This window comes from Acidovorax sp. Leaf160 (assembly GCF_001424265.1).
Classification (GTDB): Bacteria; Pseudomonadota; Gammaproteobacteria; order Burkholderiales; family Burkholderiaceae_C; genus Paracidovorax.
Window position 1 is genome coordinate 69,505 of sequence record NZ_LMOV01000007.1, and the last position, 15,750, is coordinate 85,254.

General features: G+C 71.1%; 12 protein-coding genes and 1 pseudogene. 10 read left to right on the forward strand and 3 right to left on the reverse strand.

Annotated features, from left to right (window positions below; all coding sequences use genetic code 11):
* Positions 1-71: 71 nt before the first annotated feature.
* Both ASF94_RS21720 and ASF94_RS05250 read right to left on the reverse strand, forming a co-directional pair.
* Positions 72-2,069 carry an ABC transporter ATP-binding protein/permease gene (locus ASF94_RS21720; RefSeq protein ID WP_056662666.1) on the reverse strand — a complete coding sequence of 666 codons (1,998 nt, stop codon included), beginning with the start codon at positions 2,067-2,069 and terminating at the stop codon, positions 72-74.
* Between the two features lie 289 nt (positions 2,070-2,358).
* A complete protein-coding gene (locus ASF94_RS05250; RefSeq protein ID WP_056662624.1) occupies positions 2,359-3,147 on the reverse strand; it encodes an IclR family transcriptional regulator C-terminal domain-containing protein in 789 nt (262 codons plus the stop codon).
* Positions 3,148-3,435: 288 nt separating this feature from the next.
* On the opposite strand from ASF94_RS05250, the pseudogene ASF94_RS21725 reads away from it, so the two are divergent.
* The 8 genes and pseudogenes from ASF94_RS21725 to ASF94_RS05280 form a co-directional block, all read left to right on the forward strand.
* Positions 3,436-3,519: pseudogene (locus ASF94_RS21725) on the forward strand (hypothetical protein); the annotation flags it as partial.
* A 67-nt stretch (positions 3,520-3,586) separates the two neighbouring features.
* Positions 3,587-4,282 carry a shikimate dehydrogenase gene (locus tag ASF94_RS05255; RefSeq protein ID WP_235505269.1) on the forward strand — a complete coding sequence of 232 codons (696 nt, stop codon included), beginning with the start codon at positions 3,587-3,589 and terminating at the stop codon, positions 4,280-4,282.
* A gap of 6 nt (positions 4,283-4,288) precedes the next feature.
* On the forward strand, positions 4,289-4,546 hold the full coding sequence (locus ASF94_RS21115; RefSeq protein ID WP_156382428.1) for a hypothetical protein: 258 nt from the start codon (positions 4,289-4,291) through the stop codon (positions 4,544-4,546).
* The gene (locus ASF94_RS05260; RefSeq protein ID WP_056662629.1) at positions 4,543-5,376 is read left to right on the forward strand and encodes a shikimate dehydrogenase; all 834 of its coding nucleotides are present in this window, start codon (positions 4,543-4,545) and stop codon (positions 5,374-5,376) included. The genes ASF94_RS21115 and ASF94_RS05260 overlap by 4 nt, the downstream gene beginning before the upstream one ends.
* Positions 5,377-5,408: 32 nt before the next feature.
* The gene (locus ASF94_RS05265) at positions 5,409-6,608 is read left to right on the forward strand and encodes a lyase family protein (protein ID WP_056662631.1); all 1,200 of its coding nucleotides are present in this window, start codon (positions 5,409-5,411) and stop codon (positions 6,606-6,608) included.
* Positions 6,609-6,909: 301 nt separating this feature from the next.
* Positions 6,910-8,856 carry a bifunctional sugar phosphate isomerase/epimerase/4-hydroxyphenylpyruvate dioxygenase family protein gene (locus tag ASF94_RS05270; protein WP_056662635.1) on the forward strand — a complete coding sequence of 649 codons (1,947 nt, stop codon included), beginning with the start codon at positions 6,910-6,912 and terminating at the stop codon, positions 8,854-8,856.
* A gap of 50 nt (positions 8,857-8,906) precedes the next feature.
* Positions 8,907-10,331: an MFS transporter gene (locus tag ASF94_RS05275; RefSeq protein ID WP_056662637.1), complete on the forward strand. Its 1,425-nt coding sequence runs from the start codon at positions 8,907-8,909 to the stop codon at positions 10,329-10,331.
* Between the two features lie 134 nt (positions 10,332-10,465).
* Entirely contained in the window at positions 10,466-11,779 is a 1,314-nt protein-coding gene (locus ASF94_RS05280; protein WP_056662640.1) for a UDP-N-acetylglucosamine 1-carboxyvinyltransferase, read from the forward strand.
* A 36-nt stretch (positions 11,780-11,815) separates the two neighbouring features.
* Here ASF94_RS05280 and ASF94_RS05285 read toward each other — a convergent pair whose 3' ends face one another.
* Positions 11,816-12,703, reverse strand: a complete 888-nt coding sequence (locus ASF94_RS05285; RefSeq protein ID WP_056662643.1) for a hypothetical protein — start codon at positions 12,701-12,703, stop codon at positions 11,816-11,818.
* A 220-nt stretch (positions 12,704-12,923) separates the two neighbouring features.
* On the opposite strand from ASF94_RS05285, the gene ASF94_RS05290 reads away from it, so the two are divergent.
* Both ASF94_RS05290 and ASF94_RS05295 read left to right on the forward strand, forming a co-directional pair.
* A complete protein-coding gene (locus tag ASF94_RS05290; RefSeq protein ID WP_056662646.1) occupies positions 12,924-13,751 on the forward strand; it encodes a YecA family protein in 828 nt (275 codons plus the stop codon).
* Positions 13,752-13,963: 212 nt separating this feature from the next.
* Complete coding sequence (locus tag ASF94_RS05295) at positions 13,964-15,451, forward strand: SulP family inorganic anion transporter (RefSeq protein WP_056662650.1); 1,488 nt, start codon at positions 13,964-13,966, stop codon at positions 15,449-15,451.
* The last annotated feature ends 299 nt before the right edge of the window (positions 15,452-15,750 follow it).

The following is a 15,750-nucleotide window of genomic DNA, read 5'->3' on the forward strand; positions in this document are numbered from 1 at the left end:
TGTAGGCGCGGCTGCAGGCGCGCCGGCAGTCGGCTCCTGCGAACCGCCTGCCAGCGCGCACTGCGTTGCGTTCATTCCCTCTCGAACTGGAATCCCTCGGCCGGGTGGAGCGACCAGTTGCCGTCGCCCGTCAGCTGCAGCACGTGCGTGTGGTGCGCCAGCACGGCCGCCCGGTGGGCGATGCTGATGAGCGAGGCGCCGCTGTCCCGCAGGCGGGAGTAGAGCAGCGCTTCGTTGGCGCCGTCCAGGGCGCTGGTGGCCTCGTCCAGGATGACCACGCGCGGCTGGCGCACCAGCACCCGGGCGAAGGCCAGGCGCTGCTGCTCGCCCATCGACAGCTGCTTTTCCCAGTCGCGCCGCGCTTCCAGGCCGCCCACGCGCTCTGCCAGGTCGGGCAGCTGCACGTCGCGCAGCAGCTGCAGCAGCTCGGCGTCGCTCAGGTCCGTGCTCTGCGCCGGATAGATCATCTGGCTGCGCAGCGTGCCGGGCTGCATGTAGGGCCGCTGCGGCAGGAAGAACACGTCCTCCAGCGGCGGGTGGTGCACCACGCCTTCGCCGGTGCGCCAGAGCCCTGCGATGGCCCGCAGCAGCGAGCTCTTGCCGCAGCCGCTGGCGCCGGTGATCAGCAGTGCGTCGCCCGACTGCAGCTCCAGCGTCAGGTTGCGCACCAGCAGGCGGGCATAGCCGGGGGTGTAGAGCGTCATGCCTTCGATGGCGAAGCGCTCGCCGGGGCGGGCTTCGATCTCGCTGCGGCGCACGGCGGCCGAGGGCGCCGACAGCGAAGCGACAGGCGCGGGGGCGGGCACGGGATGGGGATCGGGATCGACGCCAGGGCCCGCTGCTGCGGGGCCGGTGGTGGTAGGAAAGGGCTGCGGTGCGGCGGGAACCGCAGGCTCGGCCGCCGTGCGGTGCGCGACCGCGCCGCTGGCCGCAGCGGCCACGCCAGCCGCCGTCTTCGCCGCGGTGGCCGTGTCCGCGGCATCGGGGGTGTCCGCGCCGCCATCCTGCCGGCGTGCACGCCGCTGCTCGCGGCGCTCCTGGCGGTGCGCGCGGCGGGCGGCGATGATGGCCTCCTGGTCCGGTGGCTCGGGCTGGTCGGTCTCGCCCATCAGCGCCTGGCGCAGGGTGTCCAGCCGGCCGATGCCGGCAACGAAACGGCTCAGGCTCTCGAAGTTGTCCACGATCAGCGACACCGAGGCCAGGACCGCCGCGAAGGCGCCCGCAGCCTGGATCGCCCGGCCCACTTCCATGTCGCCCGACAGCACGGCGTCGGCCAGGATGATGCTGGGAATCACCACCGTCAGCTGGCTGAAGGCGCGCTGGAACAGGTTGAGCGAGCGTTGGCGCTTGATCAGCCGCGCATAGTTGTTGAACACGGCCTGGAAGCTGTGGTCCAGCTGCGCACGCTCCTGCGCCTCGCCGCGGTAGAAGGCGATGGACTCGGCGTTCTCGCGCAGCCGCATCAGGCCGAAGCGGAAGTCGGCCTCGCGCCGCAGCTGCCAGAAGTTGAGCCGGATCAGCGGCGCGCCGAACACGTAGAGGGCCACTACCGTGCCCAGCAGCGCGTACACCGCGAGAAACGCCACCAGCACCTGCGAGATCGACCACAGCACGGCGCTGAAGGCCACCAGCTGCATGCCCGCGCCGATGAAGATCAGCAGGAAGTGCGTGGAGCGCCCGGTGAAGCTGTTGATGTCTTCGCTGATGCGCTGGTCGGGGTTGTCGATGGTGCCCTGCGCGGTCAGGTCGTAGTAGCGGCGGCTGCCCAGGTAGCCGTCGAGGAACCGGTGGGTGAGCCAGCGCCGCCAGTGGTTGGCGAAGGCGTCGCGCATGTAGTAGTAGAAGGCGTAGACCGGCACCGCGAAGGCCAGCACGATCAGGCAGGTGCGCACGGCATCCCAGAAGCGGTCCCGGTCCTGCGCGGCGAGGGCGGAGGTCATCTCCCCGCTGCGGTCGATGAGCAGCACCGCCAGGTGCGTCTCCAGCAGCATCAGCAGCACCAGCAGGCCCATTAGGGACCACGCGGCGAACTTCTTGTCGCCCTGCCAGTACGGCTTGGCCACGTTCATGAACTGGCGCCAGGCGGCCATGGAAAGCGACGGGGCATGCCGGGACGTATCGGGGGAGCCGGAGGTGTTGTCGGCGGCCACGGGCATGGGGGCCGCGGCGGTAGCAGTGGAAGGCATGCGAAGCAATCGGAACAAGCTGGAGCGCTTGGGTCGGACGATATTCGGCGGCCCCGGGCCGCCCTGTCGGACGCCGCCCACGCGCCGCTAAGGACGCACTCGCGTTTTCGGCATGCCCTCCGCACGACCGGCGCCCGGAGGGGTGGCCTACCGCGTCGCCAGCCAGGCGGCGTCAGATCAGGTTGCGCATCGCCTGGGCCGTCTCGCGCAGCACCGGCAGCACGCGGGCGACCGCGTCTTCCGAGCTTTCGTGGCCCATCGGCATGGTGATGTTGAGCGCACCGACCAGCACGCCATGGCGGTCGCGCAGCGGCACCGCGATGCCGCGCGAGTTGAGGTCCAGCTGCTGCTCCGACAGCGACCATCCCTGCGCGCGGATGCGGGCGATCTCCAGCTGCATGCGTTCCGTGCTGGCGATGGTGTGCGGCGTGAACACCTGCAGCGGCCGGCTCGCCAGCCACTGCGCCAGCGCCTCGTCGCTGCGCAGCGCCAGCATCAGCAGGCCGGCGGCAGTGACCTGGGCCGGCACGCGCGCGCCCAGCACGTAGCCGGTGCTCATGCTGCGGTTCGGTCCGTTGCGGGCCACGTACACCACCTCGTCGCCGTCCATCACGCTCAGATAGGCGATCTCGCTGGTGCCGGCCGCCACGCGCTGCAGGAAGGGCTGCACGATGCGCGGCAGCCGGGCCGATTCGAGGTAGGAACGCCCGAGGCGCAGCACGCGCGGCGTGAGCCAGAACAGCTTGCCGTCGCTGGCCACGTAGCCCATGTGCTGCAGCGTCAGCAGGTAGCGCCGGGCCGCCGTGCGCGTCATGCCGGTGCGCTGGCCCGCCTGGCTGGCGGTCATGCGCGGGTGGGCATCGTCGAAGGCTTCGATGATGCTCACACCGCGCTCCAGCCCGGCGATCCAGTCGCGCTTGTCCAGCCCCCCTGGCGCGGTCGTTTCCTCTTCTTCTTGCATGCGGCGAGTTTGCCGCTTGCCGCCAGGCGGAACCGTCCCGTCGGTTTACGTAGAAACCCGTAGTTCGTTCGATGAACGCACATTGTTGATCGATCAGCGTTCGTTCGGCAGGGCGGGGGCGCTGCAGGGCCTGCCGGCACGGCTATAAACCGGCCCATCAGCGGTCGCCCGGGTGGGCTTGCCGTCCACGGACACCGGAGTGCCAAGCCCATGAGCCAACCCATTGCTGGAGACACCGACCTCTACCTGCTGCCAGGCGACCCGGTGCGCAACGTGCGCCTGCCGCGCATGTTCAACGCGGTGTTCGAGCGCTTCGGCATCAATGCGGTCATGGTGCCGGTGCAGGTGCCGGTGCGCGACTTCGCCGTGCATTTCCGCGCCGCCTTCCTGGCCCGCAACGTGCGCGGCATGGTCATCGCGCCGCCGCACAAAGCCCCGCGTGGTCGACCTGCTGGACAGCTGCGGCCTCTGCGCGCGCGTGGCCGAGTCGGTGAACGTGGTGCGCCGCACCGAGGACGACCAGCTGGAAGGCGACCTGTTCGACGGCGACGGCCTGCTGGACGCGCTGGACCACTACGGCATTCCGTTCCGGGGCAAGCGGGTGCTGATCCTGGGCGCGGGCGTGAGCGCTGCCGCCATCGGCCTGGCGCTGGCCGAAGGCGGCACCGTCAACGGCGCCGAATACATCGCCTTCCACGACACGGTGTCGGGCAAGGCGGCTGGCGTGGCCGCGCAGCTGGACGCCTTTTTCGACGCCACCACCGTGGCGGTGGACAGCAATGCGCCCGAAGGCTTCGATCTGGTCATCAACGCCACGCCGCTGGGCCTGGCGGACGGCGACGCCAGCCCGGTGGACGTGCAGCGCATGGACAGCCATGCCGCGCTCTTCGACATCCTGCTGCGCAACCAGCCCACGCCGCTGGTGCGCGCCGCGCGGGCGCGCGGCCTGCATGCCCAGGCCGGCTTCGAGATGCTGATCCAGCAGATGCCGCACTACCTGCGCTACTTCGGTCATCCGGCAGTGGCCGACGCCCTCGCCGCCGACCTCAGCTTCCTGCGCGAGGCCATCTACCCGCCCGCCATGCAGGCCGAGATCGCGCAGCCGATCCGCTACCGCTCGGCCAACGTGGCCTGAGAAGGCATGAACGAAACCGCCATGCCCGCCCGCACCGCACCGCAAAACCACACCGCCGCTGCGTCGCCCATGCTGGCCAAGGCCCGCGCCCTGGCTGCGCCTCGCGCCGTGATGGGGCGCCTGGGCGCGACCCGCTCGGGCGCGCCGGATGCAACAGTCCCACCTGCTGATCGCCGCCTCGTCCACCCCCATCCGCTGCCCGCCCGCGCCGTGCCGTGGCCGGCGTCCTCCCGCTACTCTTCAATTTCCGCGCAACGTCCATGATCTCCGGCAAAACCACGCTCATCGCCCACATCGGCTTTCCCACTGAAACCTTCAAGGCGCCGATGATCTACAACCCCTGGTTCGACAGCCGGGGCATCGATGCAGCGGTCATTCCCATGGGCGTCAAGCCCGAGGACTTCGCCGCCTCGCTGCGCCAGATCTTCCGCTTCACCAACCTGCGCGGCGCGCTCATCACCATGCCGCACAAGGTGGTGACCCTGTCGCTGGTGGACGAAGCGACGCCCACGGCGCGCATCGCCGGGGCCTGCAACGCCGTGCTGCTGCGCCCTGACGGCACGCTGCTGGGCGACCAGTTCGACGGCGCCGGCTTCGTGCGCGGCGTGGAGCGCAAGGGCCGGCCGTTCGCCGGGGCGCGGGTGCTGGTGTCGGGCTCGGGCGGCGTCGGCTCGGCCATCGCGGCGTCGGCCGCGGCAGCGGGCGCGGCCGAGCTGATGCTGTTCGACATGCACGCCCCCTCGGCCGAGGCGCTGGCCACGCGGCTGCAAACGCACTACCCGCGGCTCGTCGTGCGCACCGGCTCCAACGATCCGGCGGGCTTCGACGTGGTGGTCAACGCCACGCCGCTCGGCATGCGCGAGGGCGACCCGCTGCCCTTCGACATCGACCGCATCGCTCCCTCCACCTTCGTGGGCGAAGTGGTGATGAAGGCCGAATACACCCCGCTGCTGCAGGCCGCGCGGGCCAAGGGCTGCGCCGTGCAGGTGGGCACCGACATGCTGTTCGAGATGATTCCCGCCTACCTGGAATTCTTCGGCTTCGGATCGGCTTCCCCCGAGGAGCTGCGCGCGGTGGCACGCCTGCAGTACTGAGCCGTTCCGTCCGCAACGCCGCAACGCCCGCCGTGAGCATCTTCGAAGGCTTTCTCTCGACCCCCGAGACGCTGGACGCCTTCGGCGGGCGCGGCATCGTGGCGGGCATGCTCCGGTTCGAGGCCGCGCTGGCCCGGGCCCAGGCGGCCGAAGGGCTGATTCCGGCGGATGCGGCGCAGTCCATCGCCGCCAGCTGCAAGGTCGATCTGTTCGACGTCGCCAAGATCGTGCGCGACAGCGCCCGTGCCGGCAGCATCGCCATTCCGCTGGTGCGCGCGCTGACCGAGGCCGTGGGCCTCTTCAATCCGGATGCGGCCCGCCATGTGCATTGCGGCAGCAGCAGCCAGGACGTGGTGGACACGGCGCTGGTGCTGGCCACCCGCGACGCCCTGGCCTGGATCGACGGCGACCTGGTGCGGGCCATCCGGGCCCTGCTGGCGCTGGCCGAGGCGCATGCCGCCCGGCCCATGCTGGCCCGCACGCTGATGCAGCCGGCCTCGGTCACCAGCCTGGGCCTGAAGTGCGTGGACTGGGCCGCCCCGCTGGTGCGCGGGCGCCTGCGCCTGCACGCCGCGGCGGGCCGCGCGCTGCAGCTGCAGCTGGGCGGCCCGGTGGGCACGCTGGCGCACATGCGCGGCCAGGGCGCCGCCGTGCGCCGCCGCATGGCGCAGGAGCTGGGCCTGGCGGACCCCGGCGGCAGCTGGCACACGCAGCGCGACGAATGGGTGGCGCTGGGCTGCGAGCTGGGCGTGGTCACCGGCAGCCTGGGCAAGCTCGCGGGCGACCTGGCGCTGCTGGGGCAGGCGGAGGTGGGCGAGGTCCGCGAACCCGACGAGCCGGGCCGTGGCGAGGCGACCACCATGCCGCACAAGCGCAACCCGGTCGCGTCGATGGTGGCGCTGGCGGCGGCGCAGCGTGCGCCGCAGCGGGTCGCGGCGCTGCTGGCGGCGATGGTGCAGCAGCAGGAACGGGCCCTGGGGCCGCTGCAGGCCGAGATCGCCGAATGGCCGCAGCTGCTGATGAGCACGCACGGCAGCGCCCGGGCGCTGGCCACGGCGCTGCCGGGGCTGCGCGTCGACGCCCCCCGCATGCGGCAGAACATCGACCGGGTGCGCGACACGCTGGAGCGGGCCGCTGCCGACGAATGGTTCGACCCGGCGCTGGCCGAAGCGGCCGGGGTGCTGGCGCGCACGCAGGTGCAGTCGCTGCGTGCGCTGCTGGAAGCCGCCTGACCTAGGTCAATCCCGCAATACGTGCGAATGTCGAACGTCCTTGACCGATCATCGAACGCGCCCAGCGGCGCGTGGATTGCTGGGGCCCGGCCTGGCTCCTACATTGCAGCCATGGTTTCCGCCCGCCCGCTCCCGGCCCCTGCCGGCACCGTTTCCACCCGCCCCGCCGACCGCTGGTGCGCCCGGCCTGGCACTCACCGCACCCATTGCGCCTCCCGCGCCTGCCGCGCCTGTTGCATGCACCCCGCAGGCGGCGCCGTCTGCCTTGCCGTCTGAGCGGCACTGTCCGCCTTCCTTGCCCATGCACCGCTCCATCGCCACCGTCTCGCTCAGCGGCACCCTGCGCCAGAAGCTCGAAGCCATCGCCGCCGCCGGATTCGATGGCGTGGAGCTGTTCGAGGCCGACTTCCTGCATTTCAACGGCTCGGCGGCCGACCTGCGCCGCATGGCCGCCGACCTGGGCCTCTCCATCGATCTCTACCAGCCGCTGCGCGACATGGAGGGCCTGACCGATGCCGCCTTCGCCCGGGCGCTGGAGCGCGCCGAGGCCAAGTTCGACCTGATGCAGGAGCTGGGCGCGCCGCTGGTGCTGTGCTGCTCCAACGCGCTGCCGCAGGCCATCGACGACCCGGAGCTGGCGGCGGCCCAGCTGCACACCGTGGCCGAGCGCGCAGCGCGGCGCAATCTGCGCGTGGGCTACGAGGCGCTGGCCTGGGGCCGCCACACCTCGCGCTTCGGCCAGGCGTGGGACATCGTGCGCCGCGCCGACCATCCGCACCTGGGCCTGATCCTCGACAGCTTCCACACGCTGTCGCTGCAGGACGACCCCGCTGCCCTCGCCGGCATTCCGGGCGACCGCATCTTCTTCGTGCAGATGGCCGACGCGCCGCTGATGTCGCTGGACGTGCTGCACTGGGCGCGCCATCACCGGGTGTTTCCGGGCCAGGGCGACCTCGACGTGATCGGCTTCTTCGAGCAGGTGCTGCGCGCCGGCTACACGGGGGCGCTGTCGCTGGAGATCTTCAACGACCTGTTCCGCGAGACACCCAACCGCCGCACGGCGGTGGACGCCATGCGCTCGCTGCTGTACCTGGAAAGCGAGGCCCGCCAGCGGCTGGTGCCGCCCGCGGCCCCCGGCGCCTCCGCCGCCCCTGCGGCGCCCCCCGCTGCGCAGCCGCTGCGGGTGGATCTGTTCGATCCGCCTGCCGTGCCGCAGTGGTCCGGCGTGTCGTTCATCGAATGGGCGGCGGACGAGCCCGGCGCCGCGGCGCTGGACGCCGTGCTGCGGCAGCTGGGCTTCACCCGCGCCGGCCGCCACCGCTCCAAGGCCGTCACGCTCTACCGGCAGGGCGACATCCACCTCATCGTCAATGCCCAGCCCGACTCCTTCGCGCGCCGCCGTTTCGAGGCGCACGGTTTGTCGGTCTGCGCGCTGGGCCTGTGCTGCGCCGACCCGGTCGCTGCCCTGGGCCGCGCCAAGGCGATGCGCTCGCAGCCCTACGACAGCCCGCTCGGCCCCAACGAGCAGCGCGTGCCCGCCATCGTGGCGCCGGGCGGCAACCTGCTGCACTTCGTGCCGGCCTCGCTGGGCGCGCAGGGGCTGTTCCAGGCGGACTTCATCCTGGACGGAGAAAGCGGCGAGCCGGGCGAAGCCGCCGGCGCCGGCCTGCGCCGCATCGACCATGTCACCCTCGGGCTGGCGCAGGACCAACGCGACACCTGGGCGCTGTTCACCCGGGCCGTGCTGGGGCTGGACGTGCTGGAGGGCCAGAACCTGACCGACCCGTTCGGCCTGGTGCGCAGCCAGGGCGCGGCCAATGCCGACCGCAGCCTGCGCCTGGTGCTCAACGTGCCCCTCAGCCAGCGCACCGCCACGGCGCGGCAGCTGGGCCGCACGGGCGGCGGCGCGGTGCACCACATCACCTTCGAGAGCGACGACATCTTCGGCTCGGTCGCCGCCCTGCGTGCGCAGGGCGTGCGCTTCGTGCCGGTGTCGGGCAACTACTACGACGATCTGGCCAGCCGGCTCGACCTGGCGCCCGACCTGCTGGACCGCCTGCGCTCCGCCGGCGTGCTGCTCGACCGCTCCGCCGCTGGCGACTACCTGCATGCCTACACCGAGAGCGTGGCCGGCGGCCTGTTCTTCGAGGTCGCCCAGCGCACGGGCCGCTACGACGGCTGGGGTGCCGCGAATGCGGCGGCCCGGTTCGTGTCCGAGGCGCAGAACGCCCGGCCGGCTGCGCATTGACGCCGCCGTTCATTTCAAGATTCTTTCGTCCAACAATGGAGACAAGCACCATGGCCCATCCCACCGCCGCCGAGCCGCAAGGCAGGCACCAGTCGAAGAAAGCCGCAGCCAGCGGCTGGATCGGCTCGGCACTGGAGTACTACGACTTCTTCATCTACGCCACTGCGGCGGCGCTGATCTTTCCGCAGATCTTCTTTCCCAAGGGCGATCCGGCGATCGCCATCATCGCGTCGCTCGCGACCTACGGCGTCGGCTACGTGGCGCGCCCCATCGGCGCCTTCGTGCTCGGCCATATCGGCGACACGCACGGCCGCAAGCAGGTGCTGGTGTGGTGCATGTTCCTGATGGGGTTCTCGACCATCGCCGTGGGCCTGCTGCCCACCTATGACCAGATCGGCCTGTGGGCGCCCGCGCTGCTGGTGCTGATGCGCCTGATCCAGGGCTTCGCCGTGGCCGGGGAGATCTCCGGCGCCAGTTCGATGATCCTGGAACACGCGCCCTTCGGGCGGCGCGGCTTCTTCGCCAGCTTCACGCTGCAGGGCGTGCAGGCGGGCCAGATCCTGGCGGCCGCGGTGTTCCTGCCGCTGGCGCACTACATGCCCACCGAGCAGTTCAACAGCTGGGGCTGGCGCATCCCGTTCCTGCTGAGCTTCATCGTCATCATCGCCGGCTGGATCATCCGCCGCGAGGTGGCCGAGACGCCCGCCTTCACCGACAAGGCCGAGCAGAAGCAGCGCGCGCGCTCGCCCATCGTCGACGCTTTCAAGTACAGCCTGCCCGACATGCTGCGCGTGGTGTGCATGGCGCTGATGAACGTGATCCCGGTGGTCGCCACCATCTTCGGCGCCGCCTACGCGGTGCAGCCGGCCTACGGCATCGGCTTCGCCAAGGACATCTACCTGTGGATCCCGGTGCTGGGCAACATCCTGGCCGTGCTGGTGATCCCGTTCGTCGGCAACCTGTCCGACAAGATCGGCCGCCGCCCGCCCATCATCGTCGGCGCACTGCTCTCGGGTCTGCTGGCGTTCGGCTACCTCTACGCCATCAGCATCAAGAACGTGCCGCTGGCCATCTGCATGTCGCTCTTGATGTGGGGCGTGGTCTACCAGGGCTACAACGCCGTGTTCCCCTCGTTCTACCCCGAGCTGTTCCCCACCCGCACCCGGGTGTCGGCCATGGCCATCTCGCAGAACGTGGGCACCGCCATCACCGCCATGCTGCCCGCGCTGTTCACGGCGGTGGCGCCTCCCGGTGCCACCAACATCTGGTTCACGGTGGGCGCGATCGCCTTCGGCATCACGGTGATCTCGGCCGTGGCCGCGTTCTCGGCGCGCGAGACCTTCCGGGTGCCGATGCGGGATCTGGGTGACCCGAACGCCGTGCCCGTGCCGGCCCAGGAATACCACCGCCTGCGCAGCGAGGCGCTGGCGCAGTCCGAAGCCACTGCGCCGGCGGGCGTGGTCCGGCAGGGGTAAAGTGCGCGGTTCGTGACGTGCGCCCGCCTGGGCGGCGTTCCGGCGCCAGGACCGTTCCGCGCGGTCCTGGCGCTTCGTCCTTTTTGCTCCCGTTCCGCTCCCGTTCCGCACCCCTCTCGCACCTTTCGCCACCCATGTCCAACCTCATCGTGCACGGCGGCACGCCGCTTCGCGGCCGCATCACCCCGTCCGCCAACAAGAACGCCGTGCTGCCGGTGCTCTGCGCCACACTGCTCACCCGCGAACCGCTGCGCCTGCTGGGCGTGCCCGACATCACCGACGTGCGCAAGATCCTGGACATCTTCCGCACCCTGGGCAGCCATGTGCAGTGGGACCACGCGGAAGGCACGCTGGAGCTGCACCACGACGCCACCTGCTTCGACGCCGCCGCGCACCGCCTGCCGGAAGAGATGCGCTCGTCGATCATGCTAGTGCCGCCGCTCCTGGCGCGCTTCGGCGTGGCGCGGCTGGAAGACAACGTCAAGGGCTGCACGCTGGGTGTGCGCGAGATCGACCCGCACGTGGAGGTGTTCCGCAGCTTCGGCGCCAGCGTGGAGCGGGCCGAAGGCTCGCTGCTGGTGCGCGGCCCGGCTGCCGCACCTGCGGCGCTGCGGCCCACCAACCACTGGCTGGACTACGCCTCCGTCACCACCACCGAAAACTTCGTGCTGTGCGCGGCGGGCGCCCAGGGGGTGTCCACCCTCACCAACGCGGCCTGCGAACCGCACGTGCAGGAGTTCTGCCGCTTCATGGCCCTGCTGGGCGTGCGCATCGACGGCATCGGCACCTCGCGCCTGACGGTGCATGGCGGCGCGGCGCTGGGCGGTGGCGAGTTCCGGTTCGACGAAGACTTCCACGAGATCACCACCTTCCTGGCGCTCGGCGCCATCACCGGCGGCGAGGTGATCGTCAAGAACAGCGCGCCGGAGAACTTCCCGCTCATCGACCGCACCTTCGCCAAGTTCGGCGTGCGCATCGTGCACGAGGGCGGCTGGTCGCGCGCGGTGCCGGGCGGCCCGCTGAAGGTGCAGACGCCCTTCACCAGCAACGTGCTGACCAAGGTGGAGGCGGCGCCCTGGCCGTACTTCCCGGTCGATCTGCTGCCGATCTTCATCGCCCTGGGCGTGCGGGCCGAGGGCAACGCGCTCTTCTGGAACAAGGTGTACGACGGCGCCCTGGGCTGGACGGGCGAGCTGTCGAAGTTCGGCGCCCACGTGTTCTCGTCCGACCCGCACCGCATCGTCACCTTCGGCGGCGGGCCGCTCACGCCGGCCGTGGTGGAGAGCCCCTACATCATCCGCGTGGCGATCGCGCTCTTCATGGTGGCGGCCAGCATTCCGGGCCGCTCGGAGATCCGCCATGCGGCGCCCATCCGCCGCGCGCATCCGCGCTTCGTGGAAAACCTGCGCAGCCTGGGCGTGCAGGTGGAATGGACCAGCGAAGACTGAGCGCCGCCGCCCGCCCTGCGGCTTCTCCTCAGCTCCTCAGCCCCTCGGCCCTGCGGCCCCGCTGCCCGACGGCGGCTGCGGCGCCATCAGGTCGTAGGCCGCGCGCAGGCGCTGCGCGTCCCGGCCCCAGCGGCGGTCCTGCGGCAGGCGGCGCAGCCAGTCCAGCCGCCGCACCGTGGTGGCCAGCTCGGCGCTGAAACCCTCGGCGCGGCCCGGCTGCTGCAGCCAGTCGGTCCACAGCGCACGCGCCTCTGCCAGCGCGCCGGATTCGGCCAGGTAGATGGCGGTGGAATGCGCATAGCAGAGCGCGTCGCGCACCTGGCAGGTCGCCAGCGGCAGCGCGGCGGCCGGGTCGTCCTCGAAATCGACATACGCCACCACCCCCCGGTCGTCGCGCACCAGGTTGCGGGCGAAGGCCTGGCTGAGGCACGTGCCCTGGGCATGCACGCGGGCGATGGCGTCCAGCCCCAGGCGCCACAGCGCCAGCACGGGTGCGGCGCCCTGCGGCACGGCGCGGTGGATCTCGTTGCCGAGCGAAGGCATGTCCTGCCCTGGCTGGCCCAGATGGCGCATCAGGAAGCCCTCGCCGCGTGCCGCCAGCACCTCCGGTGCGCGCAGGCCGCGCGCCTCGAAGTCGCGCAGCCGGCGCACTTCGGTGGCCACGGCCTGGGCGCCGCCCCGGTTGGGCACGGGGCGCAGGGCCGGCAGCCGCAGCAGCCCGGCCAGCAGGGCCAAGCCGCGGTAGCGCCAGGGGCCGATGCCGGGGCCGGCCCGCTTGATCCAGACCTGCTCGCCGCCCAGCTGGTAGCTGGCGATGGGCGGCGCCTGCAGCGGCAGCTGCTGGTTGAGAAAGGCGGCGTAGTCAGGCGCCGGTGCGGATGCGGCTTCGGGTGCGGTCGCGGCGGCGGCGGGTGGCTGGAGCATGGCGGGGCGGGCGGACGGACGGGGCGGGAGGGTAGTGCGGGAGGCGGGCGGGCTGGCGAGCGGCTTTCGCAGGGGGCGGATAAACTGGCCGGCTTTTCACGGGCCGCGTGGAAGCGCCCGCGGCGCTTCGCATCCACATCGCGCTGCCATCGCAGACGGCCCCGCCGGCCCGCGCATCATAAAAGCCCTTCACCTGCTCCTGAAACCGCAACCACCTGCCATGTCCAACGCCGCCGACACGCCTTCCCAAGAACCTTCCGCCGCCCTGGGCGCGGACCAGCTCGACGAACTCGACACCCTGCTGGATGACCTGCGCACCCGCGCCGAGGAAATCCCGCAGTGGGAGTTCTGCGACGGCTTTCTGACCGCGCTGGCCTGCACCCGCCGCGAGGTGCCCACCGCCGAATGGCTGTCGATGCTGCTGGGCGACGGCGCCGAGCTGGAACCGGCCGAGGACGGCACGCTGCCCGTGCTGCCCGCCTTCACCGACGCCGCGCAGCAGGCCCGCTTCCTGGAGCTGTGGAGCCTGCGCTGGAACGAGGTGGTGGCGCAGCTGGATGCCGACGTGCAGTCGCTGGACGAAGACGACGCCTTCCAGCCCGAGGCCATGGACATGCGCGGCGCCATCGCCAGCCTGCCCGAGGAAGAACGCGCCGACATGGAAGGACAGGAGATCCCGTCCTTCGGCCAGGTGTGGGCGCTGGGCTTCATGTTCGCGGTGGAGAACTGGCCCGAGGAATGGGCGGCGCCGCGCGACCGCGAAGCGGCCGAGTGGCTCAACGAGGCGCTGGACGGCATCGTCGCGCTGACCGAAGACGACACCGGCAAGCCCGAGGTCTGCATGTACTCGGAAGACGGCCCGCCCAGCACCAGCCAGGCGCGCGTGGAAGCCTTCGGCGAAGCCATCTGGGCCGTGTACGACCTGCGCCGCCTCTGGAAGAGCATGGGCCCGCGCGTCGAAGCCGTGCGCCGCGCCGACACGCCGGGCCGCAACGACCCCTGCCACTGCGGCAGCGGCAAGAAGTTCAAGAAGTGCCACGGGGCCTGATGGCCACTGCCTGAGGCGCTGCGCGCCCCGGAGCTGCCGCCCCGGGCCGGTCGGAAGCCGGTTCGACCGTGCTGCTCCTGAATTGATAGCTGCATGCGCTGGTAGGTCGGGCGCTGGAGCCACTTTCTTTCAAGAATCACCTGCGGGTATCGGCCCCCTCGGCTGTTCCTGTGGTCGCCCAGTGCCGCCGCCCGCATCCACTCCCTCGACGTATGACCGCCGCTTCTTTCCTTTCGCGCCTGCGCGCCGAATGGGCGCCCAGCGTTCCGCGTGAGCTGCTGGCCGGCGCCGTGGCCACCTTCGCGCTGATTCCCGAAGTGATCGCCTTCAGCTTCGTGGCTGGGGTCGATCCGTCGGTGGGGCTGTTCGCTTCTTTTGTCATCAGCATCGTCATCGCCTTCGCGGGCGGGCGGCCGGCCATGGTGTCGGCGGCGGCGGGCTCGGTGGCGCTGGTGGCCGCGCCGCTGGTGGCGTCGCACGGCGTGGGCTATCTGCTGGCGGCGGGCCTGCTGGCGGGGGCCGTGCAGGTGGTGTTCGGGCTGCTGAAGCTGGGCGTGCTGATGCGCTTCGTCTCCAGTTCGGTGCGCACCGGTTTCGTCAACGCGCTGGCGGTGCTGATCTTCGCGGCCCAGCTGCCCCACCTGAAGGGGGCGGGCCCCGCCACCTGGGCGCTGCTGGCGCTGGGCCTGGCCATCATCTACGGCCTGCCCGGGCTGGGCCGCCGGCTGGGGCTGCGCGCGCTCACGGCCATTCCGTCGCCGCTGATCTGCGTGGTGGCGCTCACGCTGGTCGCCTCGGCCCTGGGACTGCCGGTGCCCACCGTGGCCGACCTGGGCCGCCTGCCCGAGAGCCTGCCCTTCTTCGGCCTGCCGGCCGTGCCGGCGTCGCTGGACACGCTGCGCATCATCGTGCTGCCGGCGCTGGCCATCGCCATGGTCGGCCTGCTGGAGTCGGTGCTGACGGCGGCCGTGGTAGACGAGATGACCGGCACGCCCAGCGACAAGAACCGCGAATGCACGGGCCTGGGGCTGGCCAACATCGCGGCCAGCTGCTTTGGCGGCATCGCCGGCTGCGGAATGATCGGCCAGGCGGTCAGCAACGTGAAGTACGGCGGGCGCGGGCGCCTGTCCACGCTGTTCGCGGGCGTGTTCCTGCTGGTGCTGATGGTGGCGCTCAAGGACTGGGTCTCGCGCGTGCCGGTGATCGCGCTGGTGGCCATCATGGTGATGGTGTCGGCCTCCACCTTCGACTGGAAGTCGCTCGGCCAGCTGGTGCGGCACCCGCGCCTGTCCAGCACGGTGATGCTGGCGACGGTGGCGGTCACCATTGCCACGCACAACCTGGCCGCCGGCGTGGCGGTGGGCGTGCTGCTGAGCGGCGTGTTCTTCGCCTTCAAGGTCTCGCGCATGCTGGACGTGCAGGCCGGGGTGGACGCCGCCACGGGGCTGCACACCTGGCGGGTGCGCGGGCAGGTGTTCTTCGCGTCGGCCGATGCGTTCATCGAGGCCTTCGATGTACTGTCGGTCGAGGGGCAGCCGGTGCGGATCGATGTGTCAGCGGCGCATTTTTGGGATGTGACGGCGGTGGGGGCGCTGGAAGAGGTGGTGCAGCGGCTCAAGGGGCATGGGTGTGGGGTGGAGGTGGTGGGGTTGGGGGCGGCGAGTGCGGTGTTGATTGATCGGTTGGGTGGGGTGGGGTAGAGCTGCTGGCTGGCTTGGGTAGGGTTTCTTGTTGATCTTTGGCTGATCGGGGTGAGCTGGTCGAGGCCTGGTCGAAGCCTGGGCGTGCTGTTGGCGCTGTTGGCGTGTTGCTGGGGCGGTGCTGGCGGGTGCTGGGCCTTTGCTTCCCGGGGCCGGGATTTCGCCCCGGCTGGCGAGTAACTTTCTTTCGTCTCGCCGAAAGAAAGTCACGGCGGTTTCTATAGTGAAGTGCAACACCTGAATCCAACCGGACTGAAGACACTTCATGAGCAAGACCTACCGACAGCTGAGCGAGCAGG